The following is a 17,561-nucleotide window of genomic DNA, read 5'->3' on the forward strand; positions in this document are numbered from 1 at the left end:
GCACAGCCTTGCCCGTCGCCCACCCCAGGCACGCATGCCATGAGCCTCAGCGTCTTTCTGGAGCTGCGGTTCTGGCTGCTGGTGGGGTTCTCGCTGGTGCTGCCGGTGGGCATTTATGCACTGCTGCTGGTCACGCGGTCGATCTCGCGCTGGGCGGTGCTGGGGTTTGGTGTGGCCCTGGTGCTGATCGCGGGGGTGGATGTGTACCTGCTGCAGTCCATGGCAGCACAGGCCAAGAGCACGCCGTCGCTGGCCGACGATGTGTGGTTCAGTTCCGAGCTGACGATTGCGCTGTACCTGCTGCCGGTGGTGTTCGGCGGTATCGGCGTCAACCTGATCTCGCATGTGCTGCTGCGTCACCTGACCGAGGCCGAGGGGCGGTTTGACCGTGAGCACTCCGATCGTTGAGTCGTGAGGCGCTTACGATGTTCAGATCCCTTCGTTTTCAGAAAGTCAACCCACCATGATCCTGGGTCTTGCTGCCAACCGCTTGCACCACCACACCGAAGATGCGGCGCTCTTTGCCTGGCTGCGCGCCTGCGAGGCGGGCATCCGGGAACTGCAGCTGGGGCTGCACGCCGTGGGCCGCACGCACGATGCCATCGTCGCTGCGGGCATGCTGCAGGGGTACCGGCCGCTGGTGCGCTATCCCTACGGGCGCGACGGTGGGCTGATGAAAGTGGTGGCAGAGGTGGTGGGCATGGGGGAAGGGCGCACGCTCGATGGCGCGATCTACCTCACCGACCCTGTGGACCCTTCTTCCATCTTCCCCGAGGCGCTGGCCCTCAAGCGGCAGTGTGTGATCCACGGCAAGCCGTTTCTTTCCACCGTGGCCAGCGCACGCGACTGGATCGAGATGGAGCGCATCCACGCCGGGTTGCCGCCCGATCCGCAGGCCGACCGGTTTCATGACCATGGCACCCAGACGCTGGCCCTGATTGCGCACGACGCGTGCAAGCAGGCCATGCTCGACTTTGCGGATCGCAACTTTGATGTGCTGTCGCAGTTTCGCCACCGGGTGGCCACCGGCACCACGGGCCAGCGACTGAACGCCCTGGCGTGGAGCAAGGGCTGGCCCGAAGGGCAGCCCTGGGTGCAGCGTTTTAACAGCGGGCCGCTGGGTGGCGATGCGCAGATTGCCGACCTTGTGTTGGAGCGCCGTTGCCACCGCGCCGTTTTTTTTGAGGACCCGCATGTGGCGCGCCAGCACGAGGCCGACATCCAGCTGCTGGAGCGCGCCGTGACCACCGCCACGCACGACGCGGTGTGTGTCACCGTGCCGGGCGTGGCGCAGCGCTGGTGCGACGCCGTGCGCCTGCGCGCGGCGCGCTGATAGTGCTTTCATTTCTGCGCGTTTGTGTTCCTTCCCTTCGCTTCCTTCGTCACCTTGCGCATGCGCACCCAGGCCACCGCTCTGGTGCTGGCGGCCTGCGCCTCGGGCGCCTGGGCCATTCCCACGTTTGACGAGGTGCGCGCGGACTTCAAGCCCTCGGACACCCTGATCCTCTCGCGCGAAGGCGAGGTGCTGCAGCGCTTGCGCACCGACGCCACCGTGCGGCGTGGCCAGTGGGTGCCACTGGCCGATGTGTCGCCCGCGCTGCGCCAGGCGCTCGTGCTCAGCGAAGACAAGCGGTTTTTTGAACACAGCGGCGTGGACTGGCGTGCGGCCTCGGCCGCCGCCTGGGGCAACCTGTGGAACCAGCGTACACGCGGGGCCAGCACCATCACCATGCAGCTCGCGGGTCTGCTGGACGGGGACTGGCGCCAGGGCCCCGGAGGGCGCACGGTGGTGCAGAAGGTCGGTCAGACCGTGGCGGCCCAGGTGCTGGACCGGCGCTGGCGCAAGGACCAGATCCTGGAGGCGTACCTCAACCTGGTGCCGTTTCGTAGCGAGCTGGTGGGCATCGATGCATTGAGCCGCACCTTGTTTGATAAGGCGGCCCACGGCCTGGACGACCGCGAAGCCGCGGTGGCAGCGGCCCTGGTGCGCGCGCCCAACGCACGGCCTGCGCTGGTGGCTCAGCGTGCCTGCGGCGTGCTGCGCGACATGCAGCATCGCCCTTCCACCCCCGCCTCGCCCGCTGCACCGGCGGTGCGCCTGGACTGCGATGCGCTGGACCTGTTCACCACGGCCGCATTACAACGCCGCGCTTTTGATGCCAGCGAGGGTGTGGCGCCGCACTTTGCACGCTACCTGCTGCGCCAGCGGGACAAGGACAGCGCTGTGCCCGAGCGGGTGGCCACCACCCTGCGCGCGCCGTTGCAGCGTTTTGCGATGCAGAGCCTGCAGCAGCACCTGCGCGAGTTGCGCGGGCGCCATGTGGAAGACGGCGCGGTGCTGGTGCTGGACAACGCCACGGGCGCGGTGCTGGCCTGGGTGGGGTCATCCGGCCAGCTCAGCCAGGCCAGCGAGGTCGATGGGGTGCTGGCGCTGCGCCAGCCGGGCTCCACGCTCAAGCCGTTCTTGTACGCCCAGGCGATTGCAGAGCGGCGGCTCACGGCGGCCTCGCTGGTGGAGGACTCGCCCGCGCAGATCACCACGGCGGGCGGGCTCTACATTCCGCAAAACTACGACCGCCAGTTCAAGGGCTGGGTGTCGGTGCGCACGGCACTGGCGGCGTCGCTCAACGTGCCCGCCGTGCGCACGCTGGTCATGGTCACGCCCGACGCGTTCCACCGGCAGCTCGGGGCCATGGGATTGCCGCTGCGCGAAAGTGGCGACTACTTTGGCTACAGCCTGGCACTGGGTAGCCCCGAGGTACCGCTGCTGCACCTGACCAATGCCTATCGCACGCTCGCCAACGGCGGGCGTGCCAGTCCTGTTGCAGTCACGCTCGCCAACGGCGGGCGACAGGGCAGCGTAGCCCCGGCCGATGCCAAGCCCCGCTTTACGCCAGCCACCGACCCACGCGCCGCCTTCATCGTGGGTGACATCCTGTCCGACGGCAATGCACGCGCCCGCACCTTCGGCACCGACAGCGTGTTGGCCACCCGCTTCTGGACGGCCGTGAAAACCGGCACCAGCAAGGACATGCGCGACAACTGGGCGGTGGGCTGGTCCGAGCGCTACACGGTGGGTGTGTGGGTGGGCAATGCCAGTGGCGCGGCCATGCACGAGGTCAGCGGCACCAGTGGTGCAGCGCCCATCTGGGCAGCGGTGATGGGCTTTCTGCACGCCCGCGAGCCCAGCCGGGCCCCCAAGGCTCCTGGAGGCCTGGTCAGGGCGGCTGTGCGGTTTGGTCCGGGCCAGCCGCCCTCTGCAGGCATCCCCCAGCCGCTGGAGGCTGCGCGCGACGAATGGTTTGTGCCTGGCACGCAGCAGTCTTTGTTTGCTATTGATTCAATAGCTTCCGAGCCATATTCCACTAGCGCATCTGGCCAAAAAGTCTCCAAAAACGCTGCCTCGATCCCTATGACGCCTCCTGCAGGTGCCTCTGCCCGCATCACCGCCCCGGCGTCCGGCACGGTGATCGCGCTGGACCCGGACATCCCGCCGATGCGCCAGCGCCTGCAGTTCACCGCCACGGGCGATGCAGTGCAGTGGCGGCTGGACGGCAAAACCCTGGGCCGGGGGCCTCGGGTGGCCTGGATGCCGTGGCCCGGGCGGCATGTCGTGCAGATCACCGATGCCCAGGGCAAGGTGCTGGACGAGGTCCGGCTGGAGGTGCGTGGTGCCGGTGTGGCGGCAGCGCCCCCCCGGGCAGGTGCGCATTGACGCTGACAAATCCGAGGAATACGGTGTGAATTCGGGCTAAGTCCCGGTTAAGGCGACTGTTTAAAATGGTTACAGACTATCTCTATGCCCTCGCTTCGCCAGTTTTTCTCTCACCGCCTGATCTGGCTGGCTTTGCTGGTGGCTCTGGGTATTGGTGCGTTGTTCGCCCGCACCATCTGGACCATTCGCAATGACGAGTGGAGCTATGCGGTCCAGACCAATTCCAACCTGGTCCGCACCTTGGACCAGGGGCTGGCCTGGGCGCTGGACTCTTTCGACAAATCCCTGGAGGGCGTGGCCCGTGAGGTCGCGCGACCCGAGGTGTGGGCGCTGCCACCCGACCTCCGTTCACGGGTGGTGTTCGACAACTCGCTGCGTGCGGGGGGGGCGGGCGACGTGCTCGTCCTGGATGCTGAGGGCAATGTCGTTCTGGACTCGGGCTCGCTCGTTCCTCGTCGGGTCAATTTGGCCGACCGCGACTACTTTCAAGCGTTTCGTGACCAGGGAAAGCAAGGGCTGTTCTTTGGCAAGCCCGTACCTTCGCGGGTGACGGGCCTCAACATCCTGCCGATCTCTCGTGCTTACTACCACCCCGATGGCAGCTTTGCCGGGGTGGTGGTGGGAGCCATTCGCCTGAGTTATTTCAAAGAGCTGTATGGGTCTTTGGATCTCGGAAACAACAGCGGTATCAACCTCTTCCGGCAGGACGGGGTGGTGATATCGCGCTTTCCCTACGGAGACGCCGATGTTGGCAAATCCATCGCGGGCTCTCCGAACCTGGTGCGCTTCCAGACCGAGGGCGCGGGATCGTTCGTCGGTGTAGCGGCGCTTGACGGGATTGAGCGCCTGTATTCCTTCCGGCCCGTGGGCAACTATCCGCTGATCCTGAACGTCGCCCAGTCCACCGACACCATCCTGGCCAAGTGGCGGAGCAGCGCCTGGGTGCTGGGCGGCTTTGCCGTGCTGCTGATGTTGGGCTGCCTGGGGCTGGCCCTGCTTTTTGTGCGGGAGCTGGTGTTGCGCCAGCAGGTGTCGGCGCGCCTGACCGAGGCCGAGCACGACCTGCGCACCACCCTCGACAATGTGCCCTCGATGATTGCCTACTGGGATGCCGGTATGCACAACCGCTTTGCCAACCGCGCAGCGCTCGAGGAGTTTGGTACCTACCCGGCACCGGTGCGTGGCCGCCACATCAGCGAGTTGCTCAGCGAGGCCCGGTACGCGGCCAGCAAGCCCAATTACGACTTGGCGTTGGCAGGCAAGCCACTGCGCTTTGAGCGCACGGACGAGGACCAAGACGGCCTGCCGCGCCACTGCATCGTGTCCTATCTACCCGATACCGATGAGCGCGGCGTGGTCACCGGGCTTTTTGTGCAAGTGACGGACATCACCGAGCGCAAGCGCATGGAGAACGAGCTGTTCGACGAGAAAGAGCGCGTGCGCCTCACCCTGCAATCCATCGGCGATGCCGTGGTCTGCTCGGACGCCAGGGGCTTGGTGACCTACCTCAACCCCGTGGCCGAACGCCTCACGGGCTGGCAGGCGTTTGATGCGGCCGGACACAACGTGGACGAGGTGGTCAGCCTGCGCAGCCCCGACAACGACGAGCCCTTGCCCAACACGCTGCGCACTGCGATTCAGCATGGCGCGGCCACAGAACCCGTACGGGGCGTGCTGGTGCACCGCACCAGCGGCCAGCGCTTCCAGGTGGAGGAGACGGCCAGCCCCATTGCGGACCGCCATGGTGCCGTGACCGGCGCAGTGGCCGTGCTGCGCGACGTGACCGAGGCCGTGGCCATGGCCGAGCGCATGGCCCACCTGGCCCAGTACGACGCACTGACCGACCTGCCCAACCGCGTGCTGCTGCAGGACCGAGCACAGCTGGCCATGGCGCAGGCGCGGCGCGAAGGCAAGTCGCTGGCGGTGATGTACCTGGACCTTGATGGCTTCAAGGAGGTCAACGACCGCCTGGGCCACGATGTGGGCGATGTCCTGCTGGTGCAGTTTGCCCAGCGCCTGCAGGCAGCGGTGCGTGCGTCCGACACGGTGTGCCGGCAGGGGGGCGATGAGTTTGTGGTGCTGCTGCCGGGGTTGGATGGGGTGGAGCACGCCTGCCTGGTGGCGCGCAAGATCCTGGCGGCCTGTGACGCGGCGTTTGCCCTCGCTGGGCAGCCGGTGCGGGTGGGTGTGAGCGGTGGCATTGCGCTGTTCCCGCAGCACGGCAGCACGTTCGATGAGCTGTCGCGCCATGCTGACGGCGCCATGTATGCGGCCAAACGCGGCGGGCGCATGCGCTTCATGCTGTACCAGGGCCCTGATGCCGATCCCGAGGTGGTGTTGCCCGAGCCATCTCAAGTGGCCGCGGCCCAGTAGTCCACCTGCTGAAGTCGGGCGTCCGGGCGGCATGGCGCTGTCCGTCGCTGGAAATTTGTTGCAAGCCGTCGAAAAAATTTTGATGGCTGGCCCCTGCGTCACCGCCTACCATTTGGCGCATTCCCCATCCTGGAGAGCCTGCGTGCCCAATCTGTCCAAAATCACCTGCATCGAAGACCTGCGTGTCATTGCCCAGCGCCGCGTGCCGCGCATGTTCTATGACTACGCCGATTCGGGCTCGTACACCGAGGGCACCTACCGCGCCAACGAGAGCGACTTCCAGCGCATCAAGCTGCGCCAGCGCGTGGCCGTGAACATGGAAGGCCGCACGACCCGCACCACCATGGTGGGGCAGGACGTGGCCATGCCCGTGGCCATAGCGCCCACTGGCCTCACCGGCATGCAGCATGCCGATGGCGAGATCCTGGGGGCCAAGGCGGCCAAGGCGTTTGGCATCCCGTTCACCCTCTCGACCATGAGCATCTGCTCCATCGAAGACGTGGCCGAACACACGGGCCGCCACCCGTTCTGGTTCCAGGTGTATGTGATGCGGGACCGCGACTTCATCGAACGCCTGATCGACCGCGCCAAGGCGGCCAACTGCTCGGCGCTGCAGCTCACGCTCGATCTGCAGATCCTGGGCCAGCGCCACAAGGACATCAAGAACGGCCTCTCGGCCCCGCCCAAGCCCACCATCGCCAACCTCATCAACCTGGCCACCAAGCCGCGCTGGTGCATGGGCATGCTGGGCACAAAACGCCGCAGCTTCGGCAACATCGTGGGCCACGCCAAGGGTGTGGGCGACCTGTCGTCGCTGTCGTCGTGGACGGCCGAGCAGTTCGACCCGCAGCTCAACTGGGGCGATGTGGAGTGGATCAAGAAGCGCTGGGGCGGCAAGCTGATCCTCAAAGGCATCATGGACGCCGAAGATGCGCGCCTGGCCGTCAACAGCGGTGCCGACGCACTGATCGTCAGCAACCACGGCGGGCGCCAGCTCGATGGCGCGCCATCCTCCATTGCCGCACTGCCAGGCATTGCCGCGGCAGCGGGCAAGAACATCGAGGTGTGGATGGACGGCGGCATCCGCAGCGGGCAGGATGTGCTCAAGGCCCGCGCTTTGGGCGCGCAGGGCACGCTGATTGGCCGCAGCTTCTTGTACGGCCTGGGGGCCTACGGCGAGGCGGGCGTTACGCGTGCGCTGCAGATCATCCAGAAAGAGCTGGACATCACCATGGCGTTCTGTGGCCATACCAACATCAACAACGTCGATTCGTCGATCCTGCTGCCGGGTACCTTTCCCACGGCCTGAGCGGCTGAAAGCCCTCTACCGCGCGGCCGTCGTCGGCGCCGGCAGGCGCTTGAGCGTGGCCAGGTAGGCCACCACGTCCTCGCGGCCCTGCGCATCGTCGAGCTGGTAGTCCATGCCCTGGCCGGGGATCAGCGCCTCGGGGTCGGTCAGCCAGGCCTTGAGAGTGGCACGCGTCCACAGCAGCTTGCTTGCGCGCAGCGCGGGCGAGTAGTCAAAATCCTTTAGCGCGCCCGCGCGGCGCCCCACCACGCCCCGGTGCGCCGGGCCGTCGCCATGCTGGTCCGGGCTGTGGCAGCTGCTGCAATGCGCCGCGTACAGCGCAGCGCCACGCTCCACCGACTGGGCCGCAGCGGGGCTGTGGGCCCCCCACAGCAAGGTGGCCGCAACGGCAACCCAATGAACAGGGAACAGTGGGCGAGGCAGAGGCATGGCGGGCAGCATGGGGTGGAAAGCGCGAGCGTTGTGGGCAGAGGTGACTCTTGCAGTACGGACGATCCCGTCGCCTGGATTCATGCCCGTCGCGGTGGGGTGCCCGATACCCCGACTACACCAATTTGCCGAGCCAGGGCACTGTTTTTGTGCCCGGCGACATCCAAAGTGCCTGCTGTGGCGTATTCACCTACAGCAAAGCCCCGCAAGGCCTGCCAACCCGATCAATCCAAGACAATGGGCGCATGAGCACCCTCCACCCAGACAGTGAACTGATGGACCTCCTAGACCGCATTGCCGCGCAGGACGACTCCGCGCTGAAAAAGCTGTACGAGCGCACCTCGTCGCAGCTTTTTGGCCTGGCCCTGCGCATCGTCCGCAACCGCGATGCGGCGGAGGATGTGCTGCAGGAGGCGTTTTTGACCATCTGGCGCGGCGCGGGCAACTACCGCGCATCGCTGAGTCCGCCCATGGCGTGGATGGGTTTGATCGTGCGCAGCCGGGCGCTGGATGCCCTGCGCAAGCGCACCACAGACCGGTCCGATCTGATGAACGAGCTGGATGACGAGATGGCGCAGACGCTGGAGGGCGACATGCCCAACCCCATGGACGCCGCCGATGCCAGCGAGCAGGCCTTTGCGCTGCACCACTGTCTGGGAAAGCTCGATCACAAGCAGCGCGAAGTGGTGAGCCTGGCCTACCTGCGCGACCAGAGCCACGGGGAGCTGGCCGAGCAACTCAAGCTGCCGCTGGGTACCGTCAAGACCTGGATCCGTCGGGGCCTGGAACAGCTGCGCACCTGCATGGCGCGTTTTGCGTGAGGTTGCCATGAACATTACCCAACACCCCGAACTGCTCGAACGCCTGGCTGCCAGCTACGCCCTGGGCACACTGCGTGGCGGCGCCCGCCGCCGATTTGAAAGCCTGGCCCGCGAACACGCCACCGTGCGCGCTGCAGCGCTGGTCTGGCAGACCCGCTGGTCCGGCCTGACCGAGTTGCAGCCCGCCATCCACCCCGCGCCCGCCGTGTGGACGCGCATCGACAACCTGGTGCAGGCCGACCGGGCTGCGTCCGCCATGCAAGCTGCCCGTGTGCACCAGGCCGCAGAGGCCCCAGGTGGCTGGTGGCGCAACCTGCTGGTGTGGCGCGGTGCGGCAGCTGCGGGCGCCATCGCCACGCTGGCGGCTGTGGTGGTGGGCGTGCAGGTCAATGGAGGCCTGCGTGCCACCACGGGCGCGCAGATCGCCGCACTGCAGCAACAACTGCAAGCCACACCCCAGATCCAGTACGTGGCGGTGTTGGCCGATGACAAGGCCGACGCGTCGATGCTGGTGACGTTCGACCCCAAGAACAACCAGCTCGTGCTGCAGCGCGTGGGCGGTTTCCAGGAGGGGGCGGACAAGTCCTTGCAACTGTGGGCACTGCCGCCCTCTGGCGGCCCGCGCTCATTGGGCGTGCTGGGGCAGGACAAGCTGCTCAAGCTGGTGGCCCAGGAGGGCGATGTGAAAGAAGTCCCCACCCTGGCCATCAGTCTGGAGCCCAAGGGGGGTGTGCCCAGCGCCACGGGCCCCACAGGGCCGGTGCTGTTCAAGGGCGCTCTGATCCGCAAGGCCACCTGACACCCGGGTTTCAGGCAGTAGCGTACAGGTCTGGAAGAACCGGTGGCAAAAGAAAAGAATAGTCGCCACCGTTGAATCCACGGGTTTCTCTTCGTCGTATTCAAGGTGGGGTGCTTGGCACCCCACCATCCACCTACGAGGAGATCCCCATGCCATTGAAAAAAATCAGTCTGGCCGTGCTGGCTGTTCTGGCTGCCAGCGCAGCGGGCGTCAGTCTGGCGTCCAGCCACCGCGAGGCGCCGTTCATCACGACCCAGCCCAAGGTTGACGGCAGTGACTTCTACCTGTTCAACAGCTACGAACCGGGTCGAGCGGGTTTTGTCACCATGATCGCCAACTACCTGCCGCTGCAGGATGCCTATGGCGGCCCCAACTACTTCAGCCTGGACTCGAATGCGCTGTACGAGATCCACATCGACAACAACGGCGACGCAGCGGAGGACATCACCTTTCAGTTCCGCTTCAAGAACACGCTGAACAATGGTGGCAACGGCATCACGCTCGATATCGGTCCTGATGGTGCCCGCAAGAAGGTGGCCATTCCGCTGCGCAACGCCGGTGGCATCAGCGGCGCAGCGGGCGACCCGCTGGCTTACCGCGAAGAGTACGAGATGTTCATCGTGCGCGGTGACCGCCGTACCGGCAAGCGCGAGCAGATCACCACGGCCGGTGGGGGCACCACCTTCACCAAGCCCATCGACTACATCGGTGAAAAATCGCTGGGCAATGCGGCCGCCTACGACGCCTACGCCGGTAAGTATGTGTATGGCATCAACATCCCCGGCTGCTCCACCCCCGGCAAGGTGTTTGTGGGCCAGCGGCAGGACCCGTTCCCGGTGTCGTTGGGCACCATCTTTGATCTGGTGAATGCACCTGCCGCCGTCATCACCAGCGAGTCGAATGCTGCGGCCTTCGGCGCGGGCCAGATTGCCAACAAGAACGTGACGTCGCTCGCGGTGGAAGTGCCCACCAATTGCCTCACGGCGGCATCGGGCGAGAAGGTCATTGGCGGCTGGACCACTGCCAGCCTGCGCCAGGCCCGCTTGCTCAATGGCAAGCCAGACTCGGGCCTGCAGACCAGCGAGAAGGCCGGTGGCGCATGGACGCAGGTCTCGCGCCTGGGCATGCCGCTGGTCAACGAGGTGGTGATTGGCCTCAAGGACAAGGACAAGTTCAACGCATCCAAGCCCAAGGATGATGCGGCCAACTTTGCGGACTACGTGACGCACCCCACGCTGCCCGCGCTGGTCGAGACGCTGTTTGGCGCAAAGGCCCCCACGAATTTCCCGCGTACCGACCTGATGACGGCCTTCCTCACGGGGCTGCCCACCGTCAATCGCCCCGGCAACATCACCGGCCTGGGTGCCGGCGGCCCCCTGGCCGAAATGCTGCGCTTGAACACGGGCATTGCCGCCACGGCTGCGGCTGCGCAGAACTCGCTGGGGGTGGTGGCAGGGGACGCGGCCGGCTTCCCGAACGGCCGCCGCTTGGGCGACGACGTGGTGGACGTATCGCTGCGCGTGGCCATGGGGGCGCTGTGTACGGTGACGGGTGCCACGGACACGCTCAAGGTTGGCTGCAAGCCGGGTGATGCCCCGGCAGGAGGGGTAGCGTTTGTGGACGGCTCGCGCACCAAGGCGACGGACTACCGTACGGCGTTTCCGTATGTGAACCCGCCGCTCCCCGGTGCCAAGAACTTCTGATCCGAAGGAGCCACACCATGCAAAAGAACCTTCGGATTCAGCACCTGGCCCTTACTTCGGTGGCGGCATTGGCCATCACCGGTTGCGGCGGGGGCGGCAGCGGCGACAACACGGCAGACCCTGGCAATGGGGGCCCCGTGATGGTGAACGCGTTCGCGTATGTGCAGCCCATTGTGGCCAGCGGCGCATCGGACACCACCGAACCTCAGGCGGTGGACCAGCTGGTGCTGTCCAGTACCGAGACTGAAGAGCCCGATTCGCGGCTCTGACCCTTGCGCGATGTCTTGGCTGCGCCCCGAAGGGGTGTGGCCAGGGCGTGCGTGGGTGATTGTGTCTCTTTCGATATCCGCTGTTGTCACGAGCCCATGAAGAAACCTCATCACTGTTTGTGCGTGGCCTTGTGCCTGGTGTTCTGGGCGGGTACGGCCCTGGCGGCCTTGCCGCAGGACTTGCCACCCGGCCTCGATGCCGATGTGGTCGAGCGTCTGCCCGAGCGTGTGAGCGCAGCCCCCGCCACGCCCCAGGCTGCTGCCGCCACGGCCCGGCGCTGGATCACGCTGTCACGCGAGACGGCGGACCCGCGTTACCTGGGCCGGGCACAGGCGGCCCTGGCACGCTGGTGGAGCCAGGCGGACGCCCCGGCCGATCTGCTGGTGTTGCAGGCCACCGTAGAGCAAGGGCGCCATGAATTTTCAGCCGCGCGCGCCACGCTGGAGCGCGCCTTGCAAACCAACCCCGCACAGGTGCAGGGCTGGCTCACGCTGGCCACGCTGGAGCGTGTGGCCGCGCGCTATGAGGCCGCCGAGGCCGCCTGCCGCAACGTAGCCCGCTATGGTGCTGCGCTGTACGCCACCGCCTGCCTGCTCGAAACCCGTTCACTGCAAGGCCAGCACGATGCCGCACGCAATGGCTTCACCGCCCTGCGGCAGCAGGTTGCGGGGGATGCTGCCCAGCGGGCCTGGATCGGGTCGTTGCTGGCCGAGAGCGAAGAGCGCGCAGGGCGCGATGACGCTGCCGACGCGGCCTACCGCCGCAGCCTGGCCGATGGCCCCGACGGCTACACCGCGCTGGCCTATGCCGACCAGCTGTTGCGCCGCAATCGTGCAAGCGCCGCGCTGGAGGTGCTCCGGCACCAGCCCGACAGCGACTCCGTGCTGCTGCGGCGCGCGCAGGCCCTGCGGCTGATGGGGGACGCCGCGTGGCAGCCCCTGGTGCGCGACCTGGAAGCGCGTTTTGCCGCCATCGCGGCGCGCGGTGAGGGGCTGGACGCCCACGCCCGGGAGCGTGCCTTGCTGGCGCTGTGGTTGCAGGGGCAACCCGCCGCCGCATGGAAGGCGGCCCGCACCAACCTTGCCCTGCAAAAAGAGCCCCTCGACTGGTGGCTTGCACTGCAGACCTCTGAGCAGTCGGGCGACGCTGCTGCCCACCAGGCCGTGCGGCAGGCCCTGCAGCAAGCAGGGCTGCAAGACCTGCGTCTGGCGCGCTGGCAGACCCGGGGAGCCCAATGATGCGCTGCATGCACTGGATAACGGGCCTCCTGCGCCCACACGGGCGTTCCCTGCGGGCCATGGTGGCTGTCGCGTTGACTGCCGCAGCACTGGCGCCCAGCGCCTGGGCCCACAAGGCCAGCGACGCCTATCTGCGGGTGGCGGATGCGCCGGCATCCCTGGGCACTGCAGGGGCGGGCGCATCGATAGGCCTTGTGCTGTCGGTGGCCTTGAAGGATGTGGATGCCGCGCTGGAGCAGCTCGATGCCGATGGCGACCGCCAGCTCACATGGGGCGAGGTGCGACAGTCCATGCCCGCCATCGTCCAGTGGGTGGGCCAGGGCATGTTGTGGCAGTGCGACGGAACGGCGACGGTGCCTGCCTGGCGCTTTGAAGCGTTGGAGCAGCGCACCGATGGGCGTTACGCGCGACTGGCTGCCACGCTGCCCTGTGCGCCAGCCCAGGCGGTCACCCTGCGCTACGGCCTGATGCAGGGCATCGACCCCACACACCGCCTGCTGGTGGGCGGCGCGTTGAGCGGCCAGACGCTGGCAGCCGTGCTGGCCCCTGACGGGCGCTCGGGCACCGACCTGCGCTCTGCGGGCAGCCGCGCAGGACAAGCGGGGGCAGACGGTGCGGAAGGGGCTCAAGGTGCGGACGCAACAGAGCCCGGCGCCCCACGCGGCGGGTTGGCCACGCTGCTGCACTTTGTGACCGAGGGGGTGCACCACATCCTGTCTGGCTACGACCACCTGGCCTTTTTGCTGGCACTGTTGCTGCCCATCTCTCTGGCGCGGCCGCAGCCCCGCCACCGCGATCTGCCATTGCACACGGAGTCCGGCACAACGCCGATCGCTGAAACCCCGGCCTCCGGCGCCAGGGACCGCTTCGCCGGGATCAAGGCGCTCCTGCTCACGGTGACCTGTTTCACCGTGGGCCATTCCATCACGCTGGCACTGGCAGGCCTGGGCTGGGTCACCGTGTCGGGCAACTGGGTGGAGCCCGCCATTGCCATCAGCATCGGCATCTCGGCGTTGCTGAACCTGTTTCCCGTCCAAGGCCTGCGCAGTAGCTGGCTTGCTCTGGGCTTTGGGCTGGTGCACGGGCTGGGTTTTTCCGGGGTGCTGGTCGAAGCGAGCGTGGTGGGGGCTTCGCTGTTGTGGGCCCTGGCGGGGTTCAACCTGGGGGTTGAAGTGGGCCAACTGATGGTGGTCGCCCTGTGGTGCGCGGTCTCGGTGGCATTGGCGCGCAGGGCGTGGTACCGCTCGGTGGTGGTGCGTGGGGGCTCCGTCGCGTTGCTGGTGCTGTCGCTGTACTGGACCGTGGAGCGCCTTGCCTTCGCTGGCTGACGAGAACGGTGCCCGGTCCGTCGTGGGGGCCAGACCCTGATCAGGCGCTAAAGACCCTTTGCGGTACTCTGGATTCACATCTGGACGCCGCCCGTGTGCGTAATGACGCTGTCGTAGCAATTATTTACAAACACGAGGAGCGCCCCATGAAGAGTCCCCTTTCCATCGCCGTGCTGGCTGGCGTTGCACTGGCCTGCAGTGCGGCCCAGGCCGACACCGGCAAGCTGCTCCTCACCGGTGGTGTCAGCACCATCGCCGGATCGGCGGGCGGCGGGCTGACCCCCTGGGCAGTGATTGGCAGCAACGCCACCGAGGGCGAGGTGGGTGTCAGCGCCTATGCCACCCGCGCGGCCACCCAGGATTACAGCCTGAACGGCTATGGCGTGGCCGTGGGGCTGCACGACCGCCTGGAGCTGTCGCTGGCGCGCCAGGACTTTGATGCCTCGCCCGCGATCGCGCTCAACGGCATTGCGCCGTTTGGCGTGACACCCGGCCAGCACATCAAGATGGATGTGCTCGGCATCAAGCTCAAAGTGGCGGGCGACGCGGTGCTCAACAGCGACAGCTGGATGCCCCAGATTGCGGTGGGGCTGGAGCACAAGCAGGTGCACCCGGGCTCCATCAGGTCAGTGCTGGACTTTCTGGGCACCAAAACCAGCGGCACTGATGTGTACGTGAGCGCCACCAAGCTGCTGCTGGCGCAAAGCGTGCTGGTCAACGGCACGCTGCGCTACACCAACGCCAACCAGAACGGCCTGCTGGGCTTTGGCTCGGTCGCGCCTGGCAAGAACAGCCGCAGCCTGCAGCCCGAGTTCTCGGTGGCGTACCTGATCAACAAGAACCTGGCGGTGGGCGCTGAATACCGCTTCAAGCCCAACAACCTGCAGGCAATGGGCGCTGCGGCAGGCCTGGGCACGGCCCTGCGCGAAGACGACTGGAAGGACATCTTTGTGGCCTGGGCGCCCAGCAAGAACGTGTCGCTCACGCTGGCCTATGTGGACCTGGGCCGCATCGTGCCCGGCATCACCAACAACCGCCGCCAGACCGGCTACTACCTGTCGGCCCAAGTCGCCTTCTGAGGACATTGTCATGACGCACTCCAAAACCCTCATCGCCCTGGCCGTCTCCCTGGGCGGCTTGCTGGCTGCGCCGGTCTTTGCGCAGACCGCTGCGGCTCCGGTGGCGAACACTGCTGCCCCTGTGGCCCCTGCCGGCCTGTACCAGGCCCTGGGCGAAAAGCCCGGCATCACCCGCCTGGTAGACGATTTTGTGAACCGTGTGGTCAAGGACCCACGCATCGGCAGCCACTTCAAGGACACCAAACCAGCCGCCCTCAAGGAGAGCCTGACCGACCAGTTTTGCCAGTTGAGCGGGGGGCCTTGCAAATATGAAGGCGCTGACATGAAATCGGCCCATGCCGACATGGACATCAACAAGGGCCACTTCAACGCCCTGGTAGAGGTGCTGCAAAGCGCCATGGATGCCCAGGGCATACCGTTCGCTCAACAAAACCGCCTGCTGGCGTTGTTGGCGCCCATGCACCGTGATGTGATCACCAAGCGGTAAGACCATGAAAAACGCTATATTTTTAATAGCTGCTAGCGCAATATTCACTAGCGCTTGGGCCGGAAATGTTCAAATTCAGGTGCTGGACCGCGAGGGCAAGCCCGTGCCCGACGCCGTGGTGGTGGTGTACCCCGGTGCCACTGCGGGCGCGGCCCCCAGCCTGCTGCAGCCCAGCCCCACCATTGAGCAGGAGCGCATGCGTTTTGTGCCTGCCGTCACCGTGGTGATGCCCGGCACCACCGTGCGTTTCACCAACCAGGACCGCTGGGATCACCATGTGCGCGGCAACCCTACAGGCGTAGCCGCTGCGGCGACCTCTGCTGCGCCTAGTTCCAATTTTGAGCTGCGCCTGGCCGGCAAGGCCGACGGCAAGCCCGCCAACTTTGCGGACGTCAAACTCGACACCCCTGGCGTGGTGCTGCTGGGCTGCCACCTGCACGGTTCCATGCGCGGCCACGTGTTTGTGACCGATTCGGCCTGGACACTCAAGACCGACAACGATGGCATTGCCCGATTTGCCAGCGTACCGGATGGCGCCGCACAGGTGCGCGTGTGGCACGCCGAGCAACTGGTGGACCTGCCGCGCAAGGCGCTGAATGTGGTGCCCGGCCCGGTGCTGGATACCGTGCAGCTCAGCGTGGTGCCACGGGTGCGCCGCGCACCACCGGCTGCGCCCGCCGGCCCTACCAACAGCCCCGGTGGGCCCATGGGGTCGTACAGCCAGGCGCCCGTCTCGCCTCCCCAGGCACATCAGCACCCGGGCAGCTGACCCGCCACCACAGCGGGTGGTCCAAAGGGGGCGGGTCAGCAGGGCAGCGATTTTTGGGGGCGTGGTCCGTCGCCCGCTCTTTCGTCTGAGTGTCTGCGGGCGTCCCCCTGCGGGGTCGTCCACAGGCTCTCAGGTCAACCTGGCAGCTTGAGCCCGCCCGGCCCGGAGGGCACGGTGTTGGCGCTGCTCTTTTGGCTGCCGGCCGTTGCGCTGCCCACGTCCTGCTTCACGCTGCCAGGGGGTGCGTTCAGGTACAGGTACAGCGCTTGCGCATCCACGTCGCTGAGTTGCCCGAGCGACTCGAATGGCATCACCTGGATCGGTGTGCCGTCAGGCCGCTTACCCGTGCGCAGCATGGCCACAAAGCTTGCGGCGTTGGGGTAGCGTGCCAGGGCGCTGCCGGCACTGTGTGTGCCAGGGCGGATGTCTGCTGCCGCAGGCCAGTCAGGCGGGCCGCCGGGGATTTTTCCGCCCGACAGGTCGGCACCATGGCAGCCGATGCACATGTTGGCCACGTACTGGCCGTTGGCCAACGTCACTCCGGCAGCCGTCGGCCGTGAGGGGGCCAGCTGGTGGTCAATGCGCGAGGCCGCGTCGGGAATGGCTCCCAGCCCATACAGCACCCAGGCAGGGTGCGGCAGATCGATCACGGCCTGCGTGCCCTCCTTGGGGGGAAACTGGCGCACATACGACACCAGGGCGTTCAGGTCTTCGTTGGTGAAGCGGTTGTAGTCCTCGCTGGGCATGACCAGCACCGGGCGGCCATTGGGCTTGACGCCGTGGCGGATCACGCTGTTCCAGTCCTCGGGCTGGTAGCGCGCCACCACGCCAGCCGGCGTGATGTTGGGCCCTACGATGCGCGTGCCCTTGCCATCGTTGACGAACTCGCGGCCCGTGCCTTGTGCGCCATGGCAGTCGGTGCAGCCACGCGATGCATACAGATAGCGCCCACGTTCGATGGTCTGCGCATCGGTGGTGTAGGCCACGGGGCGGGGTTTGATGTCGATGTAGCGGTTGCGTTTTTGCTCGGCCAGGTACAGGCCGCTGGCGGCGGTGGCGACAACGATCACGCCCAGCAGCAGCGCGCTGCCTGCGGTCCATTTGATCCAGCGTTTCATGGTGGTATCCCTCTTCTTCGAATGGTGGCGTACGGGCTGAACGAATCAGCATGCCCAGGCGCCGGATTCTGAAGTCGAAGAAGCGGTTTGTGGCACCCCACCACCGCAGGGTATGGCGGGGCC

General features: G+C 66.6%; 16 protein-coding genes. 14 read left to right on the forward strand and 2 right to left on the reverse strand.

Annotated features, from left to right (window positions below):
* The first annotated feature begins 39 nt into the window (after window positions 1-39).
* From ACTJKQ_RS05130 to ACTJKQ_RS05150, 5 genes are all read left to right on the forward strand, one after another.
* Window positions 40-408: a hypothetical protein gene (locus tag ACTJKQ_RS05130; RefSeq protein ID WP_056747520.1), complete on the forward strand. Its 369-nt coding sequence runs from the start codon at window positions 40-42 to the stop codon at window positions 406-408.
* Between the two features lie 55 nt (window positions 409-463).
* Complete coding sequence (locus ACTJKQ_RS05135; protein ID WP_440596221.1) at window positions 464-1,333, forward strand: methylglyoxal synthase; 870 nt, start codon at window positions 464-466, stop codon at window positions 1,331-1,333.
* A 60-nt stretch (window positions 1,334-1,393) separates the two neighbouring features.
* Window positions 1,394-3,715, forward strand: a complete 2,322-nt coding sequence (gene pbpC / locus ACTJKQ_RS05140; protein ID WP_440596338.1) for a penicillin-binding protein 1C — start codon at window positions 1,394-1,396, stop codon at window positions 3,713-3,715.
* 84 nt (window positions 3,716-3,799) lie between these two features.
* Window positions 3,800-6,088: a diguanylate cyclase domain-containing protein gene (locus tag ACTJKQ_RS05145; protein ID WP_440596222.1), complete on the forward strand. Its 2,289-nt coding sequence runs from the start codon at window positions 3,800-3,802 to the stop codon at window positions 6,086-6,088.
* Window positions 6,089-6,230: 142 nt separating this feature from the next.
* Window positions 6,231-7,397, forward strand: coding sequence for an alpha-hydroxy acid oxidase (locus ACTJKQ_RS05150; protein ID WP_108499988.1), 1,167 nt, complete (start codon window positions 6,231-6,233; stop codon window positions 7,395-7,397).
* A 15-nt stretch (window positions 7,398-7,412) separates the two neighbouring features.
* On the opposite strand, the gene ACTJKQ_RS05155 is transcribed toward ACTJKQ_RS05150, so the two are convergent.
* Window positions 7,413-7,826 carry a c-type cytochrome gene (locus ACTJKQ_RS05155; protein WP_436078047.1) on the reverse strand — a complete coding sequence of 138 codons (414 nt, stop codon included), beginning with the start codon at window positions 7,824-7,826 and terminating at the stop codon, window positions 7,413-7,415.
* 245 nt (window positions 7,827-8,071) lie between these two features.
* On the opposite strand from ACTJKQ_RS05155, the gene ACTJKQ_RS05160 reads away from it, so the two are divergent.
* From ACTJKQ_RS05160 to ACTJKQ_RS05200, 9 genes are all read left to right on the forward strand, one after another.
* Window positions 8,072-8,647, forward strand: coding sequence for an RNA polymerase sigma factor (locus tag ACTJKQ_RS05160; protein WP_395455790.1), 576 nt, complete (start codon window positions 8,072-8,074; stop codon window positions 8,645-8,647).
* A 7-nt stretch (window positions 8,648-8,654) separates the two neighbouring features.
* Window positions 8,655-9,446: an anti-sigma factor gene (locus tag ACTJKQ_RS05165; RefSeq protein ID WP_440596223.1), complete on the forward strand. Its 792-nt coding sequence runs from the start codon at window positions 8,655-8,657 to the stop codon at window positions 9,444-9,446.
* Window positions 9,447-9,595: 149 nt separating this feature from the next.
* The gene (locus ACTJKQ_RS05170) at window positions 9,596-11,149 is read left to right on the forward strand and encodes a DUF4331 domain-containing protein (RefSeq protein ID WP_440596224.1); all 1,554 of its coding nucleotides are present in this window, start codon (window positions 9,596-9,598) and stop codon (window positions 11,147-11,149) included.
* Window positions 11,150-11,166: 17 nt separating this feature from the next.
* The gene (locus ACTJKQ_RS05175) at window positions 11,167-11,418 is read left to right on the forward strand and encodes a hypothetical protein (protein WP_440596225.1); all 252 of its coding nucleotides are present in this window, start codon (window positions 11,167-11,169) and stop codon (window positions 11,416-11,418) included.
* Window positions 11,419-11,514: 96 nt separating this feature from the next.
* Window positions 11,515-12,657: a hypothetical protein gene (locus ACTJKQ_RS05180; RefSeq protein ID WP_440596226.1), complete on the forward strand. Its 1,143-nt coding sequence runs from the start codon at window positions 11,515-11,517 to the stop codon at window positions 12,655-12,657.
* Between the two features lie 8 nt (window positions 12,658-12,665).
* Complete coding sequence (locus ACTJKQ_RS05185; protein ID WP_440596227.1) at window positions 12,666-13,985, forward strand: HupE/UreJ family protein; 1,320 nt, start codon at window positions 12,666-12,668, stop codon at window positions 13,983-13,985.
* A gap of 146 nt (window positions 13,986-14,131) precedes the next feature.
* Window positions 14,132-15,064 carry a DUF3034 family protein gene (locus tag ACTJKQ_RS05190; protein ID WP_440596228.1) on the forward strand — a complete coding sequence of 311 codons (933 nt, stop codon included), beginning with the start codon at window positions 14,132-14,134 and terminating at the stop codon, window positions 15,062-15,064.
* 10 nt (window positions 15,065-15,074) lie between these two features.
* Window positions 15,075-15,551 (forward strand): group I truncated hemoglobin, encoded by a 477-nt coding sequence (locus tag ACTJKQ_RS05195; protein WP_288850892.1) that lies wholly within the window; start codon window positions 15,075-15,077, stop codon window positions 15,549-15,551.
* A gap of 79 nt (window positions 15,552-15,630) precedes the next feature.
* Entirely contained in the window at window positions 15,631-16,320 is a 690-nt protein-coding gene (locus ACTJKQ_RS05200) for a cupredoxin domain-containing protein (protein WP_440596229.1), read from the forward strand.
* A gap of 134 nt (window positions 16,321-16,454) precedes the next feature.
* On the opposite strand, the gene ACTJKQ_RS05205 is transcribed toward ACTJKQ_RS05200, so the two are convergent.
* Window positions 16,455-17,438: a c-type cytochrome gene (locus ACTJKQ_RS05205; protein WP_440596230.1), complete on the reverse strand. Its 984-nt coding sequence runs from the start codon at window positions 17,436-17,438 to the stop codon at window positions 16,455-16,457.
* Window positions 17,439-17,561: the final 123 nt, after the last annotated feature.

The organism is Acidovorax sp. 22279, from assembly GCF_052045435.1.
GTDB lineage: Bacteria > Pseudomonadota > Gammaproteobacteria > Burkholderiales > Burkholderiaceae_C > Acidovorax > Acidovorax delafieldii.